General features: G+C 38.0%; 16 protein-coding genes and 1 pseudogene. 15 read left to right on the top strand and 2 right to left on the bottom strand.

Annotation, left to right across the window (positions count from 1 at the left end; translation table 11 throughout):
• Positions 1–20 precede the first annotated feature (20 nt).
• On the top strand, positions 21–1,001 hold the full coding sequence (gene moaA / locus JBW_RS05395; protein ID WP_007955827.1) for a GTP 3',8-cyclase MoaA: 981 nt from the start codon (positions 21–23) through the stop codon (positions 999–1,001).
• Positions 994–1,287, top strand: coding sequence for a hypothetical protein (locus JBW_RS05400; protein ID WP_036680836.1), 294 nt, complete (start codon positions 994–996; stop codon positions 1,285–1,287). Before moaA ends, JBW_RS05400 begins: the two co-directional genes overlap by 8 nt.
• Here JBW_RS05400 and lepB read toward each other — a convergent pair.
• Positions 1,282–1,848, bottom strand: coding sequence for a signal peptidase I (gene lepB / locus JBW_RS05405; protein WP_007955829.1), 567 nt, complete (start codon positions 1,846–1,848; stop codon positions 1,282–1,284). The two genes, JBW_RS05400 and lepB, sit on opposite strands and share 6 nt — an antisense overlap.
• 355 nt (positions 1,849–2,203) lie before the next feature.
• Between lepB and JBW_RS05410 the strand changes: the two genes are divergently transcribed.
• Complete coding sequence (locus tag JBW_RS05410) at positions 2,204–2,551, top strand: ASCH domain-containing protein (protein ID WP_007955831.1); 348 nt, start codon at positions 2,204–2,206, stop codon at positions 2,549–2,551.
• Positions 2,552–2,962: 411 nt separating this feature from the next.
• A pseudogene (locus JBW_RS25620) lies at positions 2,963–3,120 on the top strand (transposase); the annotation flags it as partial.
• 4 nt (positions 3,121–3,124) lie between these two features.
• Here JBW_RS25620 and JBW_RS05415 read toward each other — a convergent pair.
• Positions 3,125–3,724, bottom strand: a complete 600-nt coding sequence (locus JBW_RS05415) for a TetR/AcrR family transcriptional regulator (protein WP_007955833.1) — start codon at positions 3,722–3,724, stop codon at positions 3,125–3,127.
• Positions 3,725–4,107: 383 nt separating this feature from the next.
• Here JBW_RS05415 and JBW_RS05420 point away from each other — a divergent pair, with 383 nt between their 5' ends.
• From JBW_RS05420 to pabB, 11 genes are all read left to right on the top strand, one after another.
• A complete protein-coding gene (locus tag JBW_RS05420; RefSeq protein WP_007955834.1) occupies positions 4,108–5,454 on the top strand; it encodes an MATE family efflux transporter in 1,347 nt (448 codons plus the stop codon).
• Positions 5,455–5,531: 77 nt separating this feature from the next.
• A complete protein-coding gene (locus tag JBW_RS05425) occupies positions 5,532–6,815 on the top strand; it encodes a TolC family protein (RefSeq protein WP_007955836.1) in 1,284 nt (427 codons plus the stop codon).
• A 58-nt stretch (positions 6,816–6,873) separates the two neighbouring features.
• Positions 6,874–8,040 carry an efflux RND transporter periplasmic adaptor subunit gene (locus JBW_RS05430; RefSeq protein WP_007955838.1) on the top strand — a complete coding sequence of 389 codons (1,167 nt, stop codon included), beginning with the start codon at positions 6,874–6,876 and terminating at the stop codon, positions 8,038–8,040.
• A gap of 12 nt (positions 8,041–8,052) precedes the next feature.
• Positions 8,053–11,199, top strand: coding sequence for an efflux RND transporter permease subunit (locus JBW_RS05435; RefSeq protein ID WP_007955840.1), 3,147 nt, complete (start codon positions 8,053–8,055; stop codon positions 11,197–11,199).
• 162 nt (positions 11,200–11,361) lie between these two features.
• Complete coding sequence (locus JBW_RS05440) at positions 11,362–11,541, top strand: hypothetical protein (RefSeq protein WP_007955842.1); 180 nt, start codon at positions 11,362–11,364, stop codon at positions 11,539–11,541.
• A gap of 356 nt (positions 11,542–11,897) precedes the next feature.
• Complete coding sequence (locus JBW_RS24595) at positions 11,898–12,131, top strand: hypothetical protein (RefSeq protein ID WP_007955846.1); 234 nt, start codon at positions 11,898–11,900, stop codon at positions 12,129–12,131.
• A complete protein-coding gene (galE, locus tag JBW_RS05450; RefSeq protein ID WP_007955848.1) occupies positions 12,128–13,117 on the top strand; it encodes a UDP-glucose 4-epimerase GalE in 990 nt (329 codons plus the stop codon). Before JBW_RS24595 ends, galE begins: the two co-directional genes overlap by 4 nt.
• A gap of 14 nt (positions 13,118–13,131) precedes the next feature.
• The gene (gene galT / locus JBW_RS05455) at positions 13,132–14,625 is read left to right on the top strand and encodes a UDP-glucose--hexose-1-phosphate uridylyltransferase (RefSeq protein ID WP_007955850.1); all 1,494 of its coding nucleotides are present in this window, start codon (positions 13,132–13,134) and stop codon (positions 14,623–14,625) included.
• A 123-nt stretch (positions 14,626–14,748) separates the two neighbouring features.
• Positions 14,749–15,651 carry a 3D domain-containing protein gene (locus JBW_RS05460; RefSeq protein ID WP_007955852.1) on the top strand — a complete coding sequence of 301 codons (903 nt, stop codon included), beginning with the start codon at positions 14,749–14,751 and terminating at the stop codon, positions 15,649–15,651.
• Between the two features lie 132 nt (positions 15,652–15,783).
• A complete protein-coding gene (locus JBW_RS05465; protein ID WP_007955854.1) occupies positions 15,784–16,359 on the top strand; it encodes an anthranilate synthase component II in 576 nt (191 codons plus the stop codon).
• The gene (gene pabB, locus JBW_RS05470; protein ID WP_007955855.1) at positions 16,359–17,759 is read left to right on the top strand and encodes an aminodeoxychorismate synthase component I; all 1,401 of its coding nucleotides are present in this window, start codon (positions 16,359–16,361) and stop codon (positions 17,757–17,759) included. The genes JBW_RS05465 and pabB overlap by 1 nt, the downstream gene beginning before the upstream one ends.
• Positions 17,760–17,767: the final 8 nt, after the last annotated feature.

A 17,767-nucleotide genomic window follows, 5' to 3' on the forward strand; every position in this document is an offset into this window, starting at 1 on the left:
CGGTGAGAGGAGTGAAAAAGATGCAGGACAGTTTTGGTCGTATCATTGACTATTTGCGAATTTCCATTACGGATCGTTGTAATTTTCGCTGCAGCTATTGTATGCCCCCGGAAGGAGTTCCTTTACTTGAACACTCTGAAATATTGTCTTACGAAGAGTTGCTTCGTGTCATTCGGATATTGGGACAATATGGCGTGAATAAGATCCGTATTACTGGTGGTGAGCCATTAATTCGCAAGGGAATATTGGATTTCATTCGTGCTATTAGAGAAATAGAAACGGTTACAGATTTGGCAATGACAACAAACGGCAGCTTACTTGCAGATAGAGCTTATCAGCTTAAAAAGGCTGGTTTAGATCGAGTAAATATCAGCATTGACACTCTTAATCCAAAAGAATTTTCCCGTATTACAGGTGGCGGCCAATTGTCAGATGTACTACAAGGAATTGAAAGTGCTATGAATGCTGGCTTGACTCCCGTTAAGCTAAATGTAGTTGTGACGGAAGTTTTTTCCATGGAAGATCTGTCTTATTTCATAAAACAAACCTATGAGTTTCCTATTGCAGTACGATTTATTGAATACATGCCTGTTGGACGCTGCGGTGTGAAAGCAGGATATAGTATTAAGGCAATAAAAAACAGCATTAATACAGCAGGGTATGGTATGTTGGAAAAAGCGTTCAGTATAAAGGGAAATGGACCCGCCCATTATTATCGACTGCCACGGGCAATGGGCGTATTTGGCTTTATTACGCCTATGACAGAGCATTTTTGTCATACCTGCAACCGCATTCGTTTGACAGCCGATGGGAAAATTAAACCTTGTTTACTTGCAAACAAAGAATTTGATATTAAGCATGCCTTACGCAGTGGTACGAGTGACAGTAAAGTCGCTGAGCTGTTTATAAAAGCGCTGCAAGGGAAGCCCCTTCATCATATTTGGGGCAATGAGCGAGAAGGGACGAATTTGATACGAAATATGTCTCAAGTTGGTGGTTAAAGATAACGCAAAAAAAAGTTCAGCGATAGTATCTATCTCTAAGCCGCAGCATAACAAAAAAACATCATTTATCTTAACAATAAATGATGTTTTTTGTAAGCATAGAAAGTATAAGTTTTTAGGTGCGGAAAAGGTGAGATATTATGAACCACAAAGGCACAATGCCGCTAACGCGGCACACAAAGGAGTGCACGAAAAAATAAATAAAACCCCTTTGTGTCCTTTGCGTCTTTGTGGTTCCTTTTCCGTTTTTATATGTTTAAAAGGACGCACAGCGTTTTTATAGTTTATAAACAACCTTGCCTAGAACTTGATTCTTTGGCACAGGGCCGATGTAGCGACTGTCACTGCTGTTGTTACGATTATCGCCCATGACAAATACATGGTTCTCCGGAACGATTATCTTAGTATCTGAAGTATAGCTCATGGGTTCTTTCGTATACGGTTCATCCAAGGCCATTCCATTTCGATATACTTTATGATCTTTGAATTCTAACGTATCGCCTGGCTTGCCAATGACTCTTTTTACCCATACATGATGATCAGGCTCAGTGACCAGTTTTGTCATTGTTAAATATGTATGCATAGGATCGATTAAATCGTCTTTCCAGGTCCGTTCTCGCTGCACGCGGCTGTCGATGATAATAATATCGCCATATTCAGGCAATTGACCTAGGGTATGAGGTATTTTAGAAACCAATAAATAGTTATTGCTTTGCAAGGTAGGTTCCATAGAACTGCCTTGTACTCTCGTAGGGTGGAACAAAAAGGCATTAATGAGCAATGCGCAGGTAAAGGCAATGACAATACTGTAGAGCCAGTCAAAAAGTTCTTCTTTTACATTCATAGGGTTACTCCTCATTTTGATAGGTATAGTAAAATGATAATATACTGTTTAATCCAATAGCAAACAATCTATATAGCAACACAATACTACTATAGAATGTTACAAAAAACAATAGTAAGCAAAGAATCCTGCTGCCTTTGTAAATTTTCAGTCAAATGCTGTGATTTATAGCTATGGACGATGTAGAGCAGGAATGATATACTATAATAAATAAATAGCAAAGATGATGCTGAGATTTCATCAACAAAGCAATGGCGCTAAAGACATAAGTTTTTAGTGCCATTTTTAAAAGAAATGCTCAGTGTAATCAAGAGAAATAAGTGAGTCAAGTTTTTTTAGATGAAGGAGGAAAAATATGTTTGCATTAAACTTTCAGTCATCACATCATGAGGAGCTGCTGCAGAATCGGGTTAAGAACTGTACCGTTCGACTAGGGGATTTAAGGGATGTCTATGCGGAGAATTCTTTAGTTTGGATCACTTTTGGCAAAAAATTAAGTCCGAGAAGAAAATTGTACCAAGCTATTATTGATAAGATACTGATAAAGAAATTTTCTCAATTAACTGCTGATGATTTAATACATCAAAATCCCAGTATCACTACTACAGAGGAATTAATTAAATTCTTTGAAACCTTATATTGTAAATCGATATCACCTAACGATATTGTAAGTGTAATTTATTTTTCAGAAGTAACCGAATAAAGAGATTTATTCAGTTAATGGGTATTGTACCAAGCAGCAATTCAACTTGGTATAATGCTGAAGTGAGAAAGTACCTTTGTCTACGGTCTGGAACGATTATAAATCGTTTTAAATTGATCGCTCAGCTAGAACTTAAATAGAAATTATCTCTTGCCGAAATTGAATTCCTTTGCATTCAAACAATTCCACTTTATTCAAAATGTAAAAAGAGCTTTGATATTATTGAAAGGCATTGTAAGGTAGCTAATTTACTTAGTAAATCGCTTATTTTATGATACTTGTGACATGCGAGCCATGTAAATAACTTTGCAAAGTGATATCAAAAAAAAGCGCAAGCAAACACTTTATTGAGTGTAAGGCTTGCGCTTTTTTTTATTAGTTCTGTTACCAGCTTCGGTAAAAAAAGAAATAATTAGGATTGTTTGTGATTTACTCAGTGGGTAATTTTTACATGTTGATATTGGGCCCGGAAAACCAAATGATAAAACCTACGTTCCCATTTGTTTACAAACTATACAACCAAGGGATGTATTCGAGATCTAGGGTATTTCGATCTTAAGGTTCTTCAAATAGCTAGTTTTGGACAGGATTGCATATTGGTTCTAAATAAATAGTGTATAAGTTGTTCTTTATCTGCTCTATAGTATATTTATTATTACGTAGAAAGATGTAAGCCTCAATACCAATTATCGTCAATAGAGTATGCGTAATAAATTTTATTTCTAAATAAATCGGACTTTGTTTGTTTAGATGATTCTCAAGTAATTTATGTAATGTTTGATCCAACCAAGAGTAAATGGGCGATGAATAATAATTATAATTCATGGAAGGCTTGATTATTGCAGAGTTCTTAAAATATTGATATCCTTTTTCGTTGAATTCAATAAAACACTCGAAGAAAAATTTTATTTGATTGAAAGTAGAATTGTTAGAATCTTCAATAAAAGTTGTTATTTCTGCTTTTAATAATTTGATATCCTCCATAAGTAAGTCTAGAAAAATCTCATCCATACTCTTATAGCGACGATAAAGAGTAGCTTGCCCTATACCTGTTTTCTTAGCAATCTGGTACATCTTGACGTTAGATATTCCGCCGCTTTCGAAAATTAGTTTATGAGCAGTCTGTAAGATACGAGTATTTATTTGGTCTTTTTTTTTAATATCATCTGACATATGGCAATAATCCTCCTTAATTTATATTTATAACACGTGAAAATAATTCCAAGCTATTGCAGAAAAATAGTATTATTTTTTGATTTGTTTCATCATTATAACATATTTTAAAGATTAATTTAAAAATCTCCTTATACGAAATCGAGTAAATATAACGTTTTGACAAAGAGTGCAGTAAATAATATTAATTGTTATTATAAGAAAATATCAATTGATTATCGGACAATTGTCCGGTATAATATATTACGGGACAGTTGTCCGACGTGAACTTTATCGCTTAATTGAAGAGTGTAAAAAATAGCGAGGATGTCACTACATAAAACATATGGAATAGTAGTTGCTTTTTTTAGCTGGATTTCTATGCAATAGTAATGGAGGTTGCAATGAAAAATGATATTTTTGAAAATCAGTCAATCCCTAAGGCGGTAGGAAGCTTAGCATTACCGACTATAATGGGAATGCTAGTTATGATTGTTTATAATTTGGCAGGGACTTTTTTTGTCGGACAGCTACATGATGCTAATCAGGTAGCTGCTATTACAATTACTATGCCAGTTTTTCTGTTACTTATGGCATTTGGCAGTTTATTCGGTGTTGGTGGTGGCAGCTATATATCTATTCTTTTAGGAAAAAAGGAAGGTGAAGAGGCAAAACAAGCAGCGTCCGTTGCTTTTTATGGGAGCCTCGCAATAGGAGTAATCTGTATGCTGGCAGGCCTGCTATTTATGCCCCAGATCTTGCACTTGTCAGGAGCAAGTGATAATACATATGAGTATGCTAAAGGTTATTTAATGATTATTGCCGTTGGATCTCCCGCTATTGTAGCGAGTTTTGCCCTAGGACAGATTATTCGTGCCGAAGGGGCGGCAAAGCAAGCAATGGCAGGAATGATGATTGGGACGGTCATCAATATAGCTCTTGATCCTATTTTCATTTTATGGCTGGGAATGGGTGTAACAGGTGCTGCCATTGCTACTGTTATTGCCAATATTATTTCAGTTTCTTATTATATTTACTATTTTGTAAAAAACGATAGTCAACTGTCTATTTCTTTTAAAAAGTTTGTATTGAATAAGGCGATCCTGAAGGCCATTTTTTCAATCGGAACTCCTGCGTCTATCAATTCCCTGTTAATGAGCACTTCTAATATTATTTTGAATAATTTCGCCGTACATTACGGGGATAATGTTGTGGCCGCTTTAGGAGTAGTAAGTAGAGTAGTTTTGATTCCGATTATGCTGTTATTTGGTTTATGCCAGGGAGTACAGCCGCTTATCGGCTATAACTATGCGGCAAACAATAGGAAGCGTATGATTAGTATTATAAATTTTACAGCCTTATGGGGTACTGCTATAGGAACTATTTTTGCATTATTGTTCTATTGGATGGGGAAAAGAACAATCGAGGTATTTATTAATGATCCTGTGGTAGTGGATTTAGGAGAAAACTTTTTGCAAGTCATTCTACTATCAATTCCCTTTTTAGGAATTCAGTTTTTGCTGACGACTAGTTTTCAGGCCATGGGAGAAGGGATTCCTTCACTTTGGCTTTCTATTTCGAGACAAGGAATACTGTTTATTCCAATTTTAATTATTGCTAATGCATGGGGAGGATTAAAGGGGGTTATTTATGCTCAGCCAATGGCTGACATTATGACAACAGTTTTGGCTGTAGTCTTGTTTTATAGGGAAGTAAGAAAAGAACAGGTACTGCTTGGTAAAAAACAATAAAATGTGCACAGGAGAATTTTTTAAAGTTAGAGGGAAGGTCAGGATTATATTTTACTATGATAATTAGGAGGTTCTTTATGAAATTAAAGCGTCAATGGATTGTTGGGCTAATTCCACTCATTATAGTAATGATAGCCAATCAATCTGTGTTTGCAGCCCCAGTTACGCTATCACTAGATGACAGCATAAAAATGGCATTGGAAAATAATCATGATATTAAATATGCGAAATCGTCCAGAGAAAAGTCTTATTGGGCTCTGGAGGAAACAAAAAAAAATAAGAAGGTTTCCGTGGATTACAACCATACAAGTGAACGTTACAAGACTTCAACATCATCTGGGGATACATACACGAACGATTTTGATAACCAGGTAACGCTCACTCTTCCTATTTACTCTGGTGGTAAATTAGAAGGAGAAATTGATCAGGCCAAATTTGATCTAAAAGTAGCGGACCTTGAGATTGCTGCAACCAAGCAGCAACTTAAACTAGATGTTGTTAAGGATTATTTTACAGTACTAGAATATCGTAATGAAGTCCAAGTAGACCAGGAAACAGTAAACAACTATGTAGATCATCTAAATTTAGTAAAGGTCAAGTATGATCAAGGTTTGGTAGCTAAGACGGATATTTTGTCAAGTCAGGTTGATTTGGCAAAGGCTCAGGATACCTTAATAATAGCCCAAAACAACTACAATAATGCTGTAGCTACTCTTAATAATGCGATTGGGTTACCCCATCACACGGAACTGCAACTGAAGGACGACTTTACATATGAAAAATATTCCCTGCCACTTGAGGAGTGCATTCAATATGCAAAGGACCATCGACCCGAAATTGTTCAATATGAGGCGAAAGTTGCCAGTGCCCATTCTGGTGTAAAAATCGCTAAGAGCGGTTATTTGCCTACGGTTGATTTTACCGCTCAGGAAGGTTGGAATGATAGCCATACTCCTGGTTTAGATAACAACAATTGGACGGTGAAACTGACGGCTTCATTTAATGTATTCGATTCCGGTATCAACAATGCCAAAGTTAAACAAGCACAGCATAATGTTGATATGGTGGGGGATCAGGCAGAGAAGGAACAGGATTCAATATTGTTGGATGTTCGCCAATACTATTTTAGCATGCAAGAAGCAGAAAAACGGATTGATACCAATAAGGTATCGGTGAATTATGCCCAAGAAAGCCTGATGATTCAGCAAGCTCGTTATGCTGTGGGAATAGGTACAAATCTTGATCTTCTGGATGCTGTATTGTCCCTTGCTACCGCTAAAAAGGACCTCATCCAGGCTCTATATGACTATAATACAAATAAAGCTAAGTTAGAAAAGGCAATGGGTTTGTCAGTGGAGTAAGGTATCTAACGAAGTGAAAGTATTAAATTTGAGAATTTTCCAATTAGGAGGAATATAAGTGAGTGTTAAACTTTCCAGCAAAATGTATTTTGGACTCATCGTTCTAGCCGTTGTGGTAGCGCTTGGTGCTGTACGTTATATTTCGGCACTCAAACCAACGATGCAAATGTCCCAAACAGTAGAAGTAAAAGCTATGCAGGTAATGAAGCAAGATATTACCACTAACTACGATTTTGTAGGGCAGGTTAAATCTAAAAATGAAATAAAAGTGATGTCTAAAGTGTCTGGCAATATTGTAGAGAAAATGGTGAATGGTGGCGATACAGTTTATAAGGGGCAGCCATTGTTTCGCATTGACAATAAGCAATATCGGTCAGCGGTGAATTCTGCCAGGGCAACACTGGGTAAGTCGCAAGCGACACTGAATAATACCCAAAAAGATGTGGAAAGATACAGGCAATTAGCAGCTATTAATGGTGTTGCTCAGCAAACCTTAGACGCTCAGATTGCTCAAGCAGAAGAAGATGCTGCTGAAGTGGAAGCCAACCGGGCTAATTTACAACAGGCGCAAGAAGATGAACAGGATACTTTAATCCTCTCACCTGTTGACGGCCGAATTGATTTAAATGACTTAAGCCTTGGAGATTATGTGACAGCAGGATCAACTAAACTAGCCACGTTATCGTCAGTTGACCCGCTTTGGGTTCAATTCAGTATGAGTGAAAATGAATACTTAGATCTTGTCCACTTGGGAAATGGTACCTTACCAAGTGGTTTTAAAGAGAATCTTAAACTTATTCTTAGTAATGGCAGCGAATATCCTTTGCTAGGTCATATTGAGCAAATTGATAAAGGCATTACTGATGCAGCAGGGACAATTACGATAAAAGCTTCTTTTGACAATCCCCAAAACATACTCATGCCTGGTATGTTTGCTAAAATCGTAGCACCGGGAGGGTTGCATCAGGGAGCATTGCTAATCCCGCAGCGAGCGGTAACCAAATTATTAAATAAAACCTTTGTTTCTGTTGTAACAGATGATAATAAGGCAGAAAGCCGTATTGTGACGCTGGGAGAAAAGGCAGGAAATCTATGGATCGTAAAAGATGGCTTGACGATTAATGATCGTATTATTGTAGAGGGTATTAATAAGGTTAAAGACGGATCTGCATTATCAGTAATTATGGTACAACCGGATGAATTGCAGATTCCGGCTAAGCAATAGGGGGGATCTTGAATGGCTAATTTCTTTATTAATCGCCCTGTTTTTGCGATTGTTTTATCAATGATAATAACAATAATAGGTGTAATGGCTGCATTTAATTTACCGATAGCTCAGTATCCTCAAATATCTCCGCCAACCGTTTCGGTTAGTACAACCTATCAAGGTGCGAACGCGGAAGTTATTGATCAGACTGTAGCTCAGGTTATTGAACAACAAGTCAATGGCGTGGAAGGAATGACCTATATGTCTTCCACGAGTACCGATTCAGGGTCCTATTCGTTAAGTGTTCAGTTTGAGTCTGGAACTGATGCAGATACTGCCGCTGTACAGACGCAAAATCGAGTATCAGAGGCAACTTCATCATTGCCTAGTGATGTTCAGACCGTTGGTGTCACGACTCGAAAATCATCCCAGGATATGTCCTTGATTTTTAATCTCTGGTCGCCAAATGATACTTATGATGTAAATTTCTTGAAAAATTATGGAAGTATTTATCTTTTGGATGATATAAAACGCGTCAAAGGTGTCGGGGAAGTCTCGGAATTCGGTTCTGATTACAGTATGCGAATATGGCTGCAGCCTGAAAAAATGGCACAACTGGGAATTTCAGTAAATCAGGTAACGGAGGCTATTACAAAGCAGAATGTCCAAGCACCTGCTGGTGCTGTGGGAGAAATGCCTGCTGATTCTCAGCAAGAGTTTCAATATACTACTAGAGTAAAAGGACGTTTAACGAGCCCTAAAGAATTTGGTAATATTATTGTCAGCTCAAAAGGAGACGGCTCGTTTATTCGTATCAAAGATATAGCTCGAGTGGAATTAGGCAGCAAATCGTATAGTTATGACATCATGGTGAATGATCATATTAGCACTGGCTTTGCGGTTAAATTAACAAGTGATGCAAATTCTCTGGAAACGATCGGCAACGTAAAGACGGTTCTTGAGAATGCATCAAAGAAATTTCCTGTTGGATTACAATATAACGTTGTTGTGGACAGTACTAAATTTGTTAAGGCATCGATGATTGAAGTTGTTAAAACTCTCGCTGAAGCAATGTTACTGGTTTTAATTGTTGTATTTCTTTTCTTACAGAGCTGGCGTGCCACATTAATTCCTATGCTAGCGATTCCAGTATCCTTAATAGGGACATTTGGAGCTTTTATTGCATTAGGGTTTACAATTAACACATTAACCTTATTTGCGATGGTACTTGCGATTGGTCTTGTAGTGGATGATGCGATTGTTGTTATTGAGGCAGTCGAACACCACATGCGATACTCAGGACTTACGCCATTAGAAGCTACTAAGCGGGCGATGAATGAAGTTTCCGGACCCGTAATCGCAATTGCCTTTGTATTAGCTTCCGTATTTATTCCTGTAGCATTTTTTGGCGGTATGATGGGGATTCTATACAAGCAATTTGCCTTAACCATTGCGGTATCAATGGCTTTATCCGCGATTGTCGCTTTGTCCCTTACGCCGGCACTTTGCATATTATTATTAAAGCCCCATGATCCCAATGCTCATAGTGGACTTATGGGTAAATTTTTTGAAAAGTTCAATCACTGGTTTGAAGATAATATTGAAAAATACGGGAATGGATTGACGACTATCATTGCTAAAGCACGCTTATGTATGGTTCTATTAGTTATTTTAGGCATTTCAATTGGAGGACTATATAAATTAGTTCCTACTTCTTTTGTGCCTGATGAGGATCAAGGATACTACATCACAACTCTTTCTTTACCTGAGGCATCGAGTCTAAATCGTACAAAGACGGTGATGAAAGACCTTAGAAGCAAGGTTGGATCTCAAGCAGGAGTTTTAGATGTGATGTCCATAAATGGGCTAGATTTATTGGGTGGGGGAATTAAGTCCAGTGCAGGAGCCATGTTTGTTTCATTGGACACGTGGGAGAAGCGCAATAGCCCTATGTTAGCAGTAGGGCCACAAATTGGCCAAACCTTTGGGAGTGGCGCTCATTTGCCTGAAGGAACAGTAATTGCTTTTGCTCCTCCATCCCTTCCAGGACTTGGAAATGTAGGTGGATTGACCTTAATGTTGGAAGACCAAAGCGGAGGTGCATTAACAGACTTGGATCGTGTAGCGAAGGATTTTATCGCTGCAGCGAAGCAACGTCCTGAGGTTGGGTCAATTATCTCCAATTTTAACGCCGATACTCCGGGCTATGAATTCGAGGTTGATCGGGACAAAGCTGAGAATATGGGCGTCGAAGTGGACGATGTATTTACTGCCTTACAAGTATTTCTTGGCGGATCTCAGGTGAATGATTTTAATGAGTTTGGTCGTAGTTATAAGGTTATCGTACAAGCAGAACAAAGCTTTCGCAAAGATATTAATGCGACACGATATCTGTTTGTAAAAAGCTCTAATGGTACCATGGTGCCATTGAATACTCTGTTAAAACCTAAGAATATCAATGCTCCTGCAACTATTACAAGATATAATGGTGTCAAGGCAGTTCAAATCAACGTAACACAGGCATCGGGGTATAGTTCCGGTCAGACGATGACTGCCCTAGAGGAAGTTGCCAAGACATTACCTAGTGGTTATTCATATGAATGGTCTGGCCAAAGTCGAGAAGAAAAAGTTTCAGGTAATCGGACCCCCATCATATTTGGCATGGCTATTACATTTGCATTTTTATGTTTAGCTGCGCTTTACGAAAGTTGGAGTGTTCCTTTTGCAGTTTTACTTACCGTTCCAACAGGAATATTTGGCGCATTTCTATTTCAGTATGTGCGCAATTTGGATAATAGCGTATATATGCAAATTGCTTTAGTTATGCTCATTGGTTTGGCAGCAAAGAACGCCATATTAATTGTAGAATTTGCTAAAATACGGGTGGATAATGGTATGGGTATCGTTCAAGCCGCCATTGAAGCGGCAAAGATTCGGTTACGCCCTATCATTATGACCTCATTAGCTTTTATTATCGGCTGTGTTCCCTTGGCGATTGCTACTGGTGCTGGCGCAGGTGCCAGAAATTCTATGGGAACAGCAGTGGTCGGCGGTATGCTTGTAGCTACATCTATTGGGATATTCTTAATTCCCGTTTTGTTTGTAGTGGTAGAAAAAATAACGAAAAAAATCAATAAAAAAGACGAGATATCTAGAAATGTTAATTTGCCAAAGTAATCCTTAGATAGTTATGAGTTTGCAGCTTATAACATGCAATATTTTCCCAGTATTGTCCTTAGCGTTATAGTCCAATCTTTCCTTTTAAATAGGATTAAAGAATTTAAAAGGTCTTATTGGTATTATAAAATATAAATACATAACAAAGGAGAGAGTTGAATTATGTCCATATCATCAGTAAGCAGTAGTTCAATTAGCATGGTCAGCAAAATAAGCGAGGCAGATAAAGCTAAATTCGCAGCCGCGGCAAAAAAAGCAGGAGTAACAGTTAAGGAAGGGCAAAAACTTAGTAACGAAGATATGCAAAAATTAAAAAAGGCTGGTATTGATATAAAAGTCTAGTTATAAATTGGCAACTTAGAAGGTAATTGTATAATAGCAGATAATGAAAGATTGTTGGGTAGAAGTAGGAACAATGTCCTCAAAGATTAAGAGCCATACAAAATGAATTGCCCCCTCTTATAAGCTGTAGTACGATATACTGTGGCTTATAAGAGGGGCAGTTTTATGCAAAAAGGAAAATCGTATCCAGAAGAATGGTCGCGATACTTGTGTCTTTCCTTGCGCGATTACTTTCGGAACCTAATGCGATTGCCTAAAAAAATGATTGATAATATCGTTCGTGTGTATTCAATAAACTTTCCAGAAAAAGGAGTTTTTGAGTTTTCTGTTGAAAGAATTAGAGTATACCAAAGGGCATGGGTGGGCGAACTATCCGAAAGGAGTTATTCGCTGACTTATTAGTAGATGCGCGTATGACTGGTGCAGGATTTGGTAGCTGTGCTATTGCAATTGTTGAGAAACAACTTACAGATTCCTTTATCATTGTAGTTGGGAAAAAATATGAAGAACAGATTGGTTATGGGGGGACATTCTATATTGCAAGCATAGGTGATGGAGCAAGAGAAATAAACAGGGAGGTTATAATATGAGTATTTTAGTTCTCGGTGGTGCAGGCTATATTGGTTCACATGCTGTATATCAGATGATTGATCAGGGCTACCAAGTCGTAGTCGTGGACAATTTACAAACAGGTCATAAAGAAGCACTTCACCCTCAGGCTGCTTTTTACCAAGGGGATATTCGCGAAAAAACATTTCTACAAGGTGTATTTGCCAAAGAGAAGATTGAAACCGTCATTCATTTTGCGGCTAATTCCATTGTTGGAGAATCTATGACAAATCCAATTCAGTATTTTGATAATAATGTATATGGAACACAAGTACTGCTAGAAGTTATGAATGAATTTGGTGTTAAAAATATTGTCTTTTCTTCTACAGCAGCTACCTATGGCGAACCTAAGCAAATTCCAATTACGGAGGATATGCCAACAAACCCCACGAATACTTATGGTGAAACCAAGGTGACGATGGAAAAATTAATGAAATGGTGCGATCATGCCTATGGCATGAAGTATGTATCGCTGCGTTATTTCAACGTGGCAGGGGCAAGATCAAATGGGGAAATTGGCGAAGATCACAGTACGGAAACGCATTTGATACCATTGGTGCTGCAAGTGGCATTAGGAAAAAGGGAGTATATTACGATTTTTGGTGAGGACTATCATACAAAAGACGGTACTTGCATTCGTGATTACATCCATGTGGAAGATTTGATTGAAGCCCATATTTTAGCAATGGATTATTTGCGAAATCAAGGTGAAAGCAATATTTTCAATCTTGGCAGCAGCCAGGGATTTTCGGTTAAGGAAATTGTTGAAGCAGCAAGGGCAGTCACCAAACATCCTATTCCAATTAAAATTGGCGAGAGAAGAGCAGGCGATCCTAGTACTTTAATTGCTTCTGCGGCAAAGGCGAAAAAAATACTAGGCTGGCAGCCGAAGCGTACTTTGATTCAGCAAATTATTGCAGATGCCTGGAATTGGCATCAAAATCATCCAGCGGGCTATAATGACTAAATAAGGAGATCAAGATGAATATCTGTCAAGTAATCCAGCAATTAATTGATTATGCAATAGCATTAGAATTTATTGAGCAGGAAGATGAGATATATGTAAGAAATCAAATACTATATCTTCTGGGACTAAATGATTTTATTGTACCTGAAAAAACAGAAAATGAAGATAAAATACCTGATTTGCTAGAAAAATTGGTAGATTATGCGTGGCAAAATGGTGTCATTGAAGACTTATTTGATGAAAAAGAAATCTTATCAAGTCATATCGTAAATTGCTTTATGCCGAAGCCGTCTACGGTTAATCGATGTTTCTATGAAAAGTATCACCAGAATCCAGCAAAGGCAACGGATTACTTTTATGCGCTGAGTAGAAATAGTAATTATATCCAAACCAAACGGATTGCAAAAAACATTAATTATCAATCTCAAACGGATTATGGAATATTAGACATTACTATCAACTTATCGAAACCTGAGAAAAACCCTAAAGATATTATGAAGGAAAAGGAAATCAAAAGCACAAACTACCCGAAATGCTTATTATGTGTCGAAAATGAAGGTTATGCAGGGCGAATCGGACATCCTGCTCGTTCTAATCATCGCTTGATTCATTTGAATTTGGCTGGCGAACCCTGGTATCTGCAATATTCACCTTATGTTTATTATAATGAGCATTGCATTGTACTTTCTAAAGAACATCGTGATATGAAGATTGATCGCCAAGGATTATTGCGGTTGGTATCTTTTGTAGAGCAATTTCCGCATTATTTTGTCGGTTCTAATGCGGACTTGCCAATTGTAGGAGGATCTATTTTATCCCATGATCATTATCAAGGCGGCAGATATGAATTTGCTATGGCAAAAGCAGCGGATGAGTATCTCTTTGCATTACAGCTGTTCCCCAATGTGAAAGGTGCAATTGTGAAATGGCCCATGTCTGTTATTCGTTTAAAAAGTGAAAAGGCTGAGGAGTTGGTAGCTGCTGCTAACTGTATTCTAGAGTCTTGGAGAGAATATGATGATCCAACTGCAGATATTTATGCATATACAGGAAAAACGCCACATAATACGATTACACCCATAGCTAGAAAGCGGTATGATGTACTGGAATTGGATCTTGTATTACGCAATAATCGTACCAGTGACGAACATGTCTTAGGAATTTTTCATCCTCACAGCGATGTGCAGCATATAAAAAAAGAGAATATTGGCTTAATTGAAGTGATGGGATTAGCAGTTTTGCCTGCAAGACTTATTCCAGAGTTGCAAGAAGTAGAAAAGTATGTATTAGGTAAAGAAAACAAAATTGCAGAGTATCATAGGTTTTGGGGAGAACAGTTGCAGCAAAAGTATAAAGAGCAGGTAAATCAGGATAATATTGGGGAAATTATAAAAAAAGAAGTAACGGCCAAATTCTTGCGTGTTCTAGAGGATGCTGGTGTTTTTAAAAGAAATGAACAAGGAATGAATGCTTTTAAAAAATTTATACAACAAGTAAATCCAATGTAAGAAGACTCAGATGCTCTATAAATAATCAATGGAGCATCTGTATTTTTTCCTGAAAATTCTTGGAATGCCAGAAAATAATCAGTAAATACTATGGATAATAACCTCATAAAGGAGGCAGTCCAGATGAAGCATACGGCTCATAAGCGCATTGTACATTTTAAGAGAAGATATAAACACATTGCAGCGGCATTCGCAGGAGCTATTCTGATGTCGTCAGCATTATTACCAGGTATACCCGTTTCAACTGCTCAAGCAGCTGTTAAGTCTAATATTGGTAATACTCGAGATGCCAGTGCGCAACAAATGGAAAATGAGAATCGAACAAAAAGCCTGGTAGGGAAGAAAGGTAAAGTGAGTAGCAGTGAAGTAAAGCATACGATTAGACAAAACCTTAAGAGTAATAAAATCCTAACAGGGACTTCCCAGCCGCCAATCCATCAAGGTAAAGCAAAGAATTCTGCTAATAAAGCTGATCCACCCGTGACAAATCCTTCTCATCCATCAAATACTTTAACTTCTAAGGAAAAAGATGCTTCCACAAGACCGAGTTCAGACAATCAACAAAACCATAAGAGAGCCCCTTCACCGTCTGCTCTTGAAGGAAATAAAGATAAACAAGAAAAAGCAGAACGTAATTTTCAAAAACCACAGGAGGATTCTACAGCAAAGCCAGATACCGAGAAAAAGCAATCAGGTAATGCGCCTAGTAAATATGAAAAAGTTTTGGATATTAAAGCAACTGCCTATTCTCCAGGTCCTTTAGATAACGATCAGTGGGGTGACAAAACCTATTTAGGAACAACTATTCGCCCAGGAGTAGTTGCTGTAGATCCAAAGGTGATTCCCTTGGGTTCACGTTTATATGTTGAATATCCGGATGGTCATGGTGAATATGCAGTAGCGGAAGATACTGGCGGCGCTATTAAAGGAAATCGCATTGATATTGCTATAATGAATCGGGACAAAGCCACTGAGTTTGGCATAAAACCAGTAAAAGTATATGTGGTAAATACCCCAAAAGAATGAGGATAAATACTAAATAACCTGATCTTCCCTTTGGAAGTTCAGGTTATTTCTTTTTGAAATGATGAAGTTTTATGTCATAATAGACTATAGAAATGGAATTGCTTTTGAACAAAAGTTAGTATGGAGGCACTAATGATTCTTGTAATTGATAATTATGATTCCTTTGTGTATAATTTGGTGCAATATCTTGGTGAATTGGGACAGGAAATCCAAGTAGCACGTAATGATAAGATTACTATTTCTGAGATCGAGATGTTATCACCTAGTCATATTTTAATCTCACCAGGGCCTTGTACTCCCAATGAAGCCGGTATTAGTTTGCAAACAATTCAGCACTTTAAAGGCATTATACCTATATTAGGTGTATGTCTGGGACATCAGGCTATCGGTCAGGTATTTGGCGGCGACGTCATAAGGGCAGAGCGGCTGGTACATGGTAAAACTTCTATCGTTTATCATGATGGCAAAGGTATTTTTAAAGGCCTTACCAGTCCTGTGCGAGCTACTCGCTATCACTCTTTGATTTTAAAACGGGAAACATTGCCCGAGTGTTTTACAGTTACGGCAGAAACAAAGCAAGGCGAAATTATGGGAGTGCGGCATAAGGAATATGCGATTGAAGGAGTGCAATTTCATCCAGAATCCATATTAACGGAGCATGGGCATAGTATGTTACAAAACTTTCTAGATATGAGGGGAATCGTATAGTGAAACCAATACTTCGTGAGATTACATCTGACTATTCTGCGGAAGAAGTGTATGCATTGTTCTCGAATGAGGAGAATAGTGTCTTCTTAGACAGTGCCATGGATGTTGAAAATATGGGCAGATACTCCTTTGTTGGCAGAGATCCTTTTTTATTATTTACTAGTAAAGATGCTAGGATTACAATCCAGGATGATGCAGGAAAACGCAGCGTAGCAGGGAACTCGTTTACAATTTTGAAAGAATTATTAGCTCAATATTCTACAGAAAAGCTTCCCCATTATCCACCTCTAGCTGGTGGGATTATTGGATACTTCGGCTATGAGATGGGATATTTGCTGGAAGATATAGCGAAAAATCAGCATAAGGACAAGAATTTGCCTGATTGCTGTTTTGGTTTTTATGACACCATACTTATCTTTGATCAACATGAGAAAAAAACATATATTGCGTCTACTGGTTTTCCAGAAAAAAATGAGAAGGAAAGGCTAGGTAGAGCCAATCGCCGCATTGATGAATGGCTTGAACTGATGCAGCAAGCTTCTTTTTTAGGCGTACCTCACCAACCGATACCGCAAGGTACTTATACGTCCCATTTTACCAAAGAATCCTATTGCAGCATGGTGGAGAAAGCCATTGCATATATTGGTGCAGGTGATATTTTCCAAGTTAATGTATCCCAACGATTTTCAGCGGATTTGACAGTGTCTCCTTTCGAGCTATATCGATATCTACGATATATTAATCCTGCGCCTTTTGCTTCTTATTTGAATTTTGGCGAGGTGGTGGTTGCAAGTACTTCACCTGAGCGATACTTACGATTAGAAAATAGAAGGATTGAAACAAGACCCATTAAAGGGACAAGACCTAGAGGCAGTGATAAACACTCTGACAGTCAATTAAGGCAGGAGCTTTTGGCTAGTGAGAAGGATCAGGCAGAACTGGTCATGATTATTGATCTAGAGCGTAATGACTTGGGACGTGTCTGTGCATTTGGCAGCGTTCATGTACCCGATCTAATTCGATTAGAAGAGTATCCTACTGTCTTTCATTTGGTGTCGACAGTGACAGGAGAATTAACAAAAGATAAAGGTATTTTAGATGCTGTCATGGCATCCTTTCCAGGAGGTTCTATCACAGGGACGCCAAAGGTTAGGGCTATGGAAATTATAGCTGAACTAGAGCCGGTAAAACGGGGAATTTATACAGGTTCTATCGGTTATATTGATTTTAATGGGGATGCTGATTTAAATATTGTTATACGAACGATTGTTATACAAGGGGGACAGGCATATTTTCAAGTTGGCGGAGGGATTGTTGCTGACTCCGTTCCAGAACTTGAGTACATAGAGACATTGGATAAAGCACTAGCTTTGATGAAAGCTCTAGGATTTAAGGGATAAGGGGAACA

Origin of the sequence: Pelosinus fermentans JBW45 (assembly GCF_000271665.2) — a bacterium.
In the GTDB taxonomy this organism is placed as follows: domain Bacteria; phylum Bacillota; class Negativicutes; order DSM-13327; family DSM-13327; genus Pelosinus; species Pelosinus baikalensis.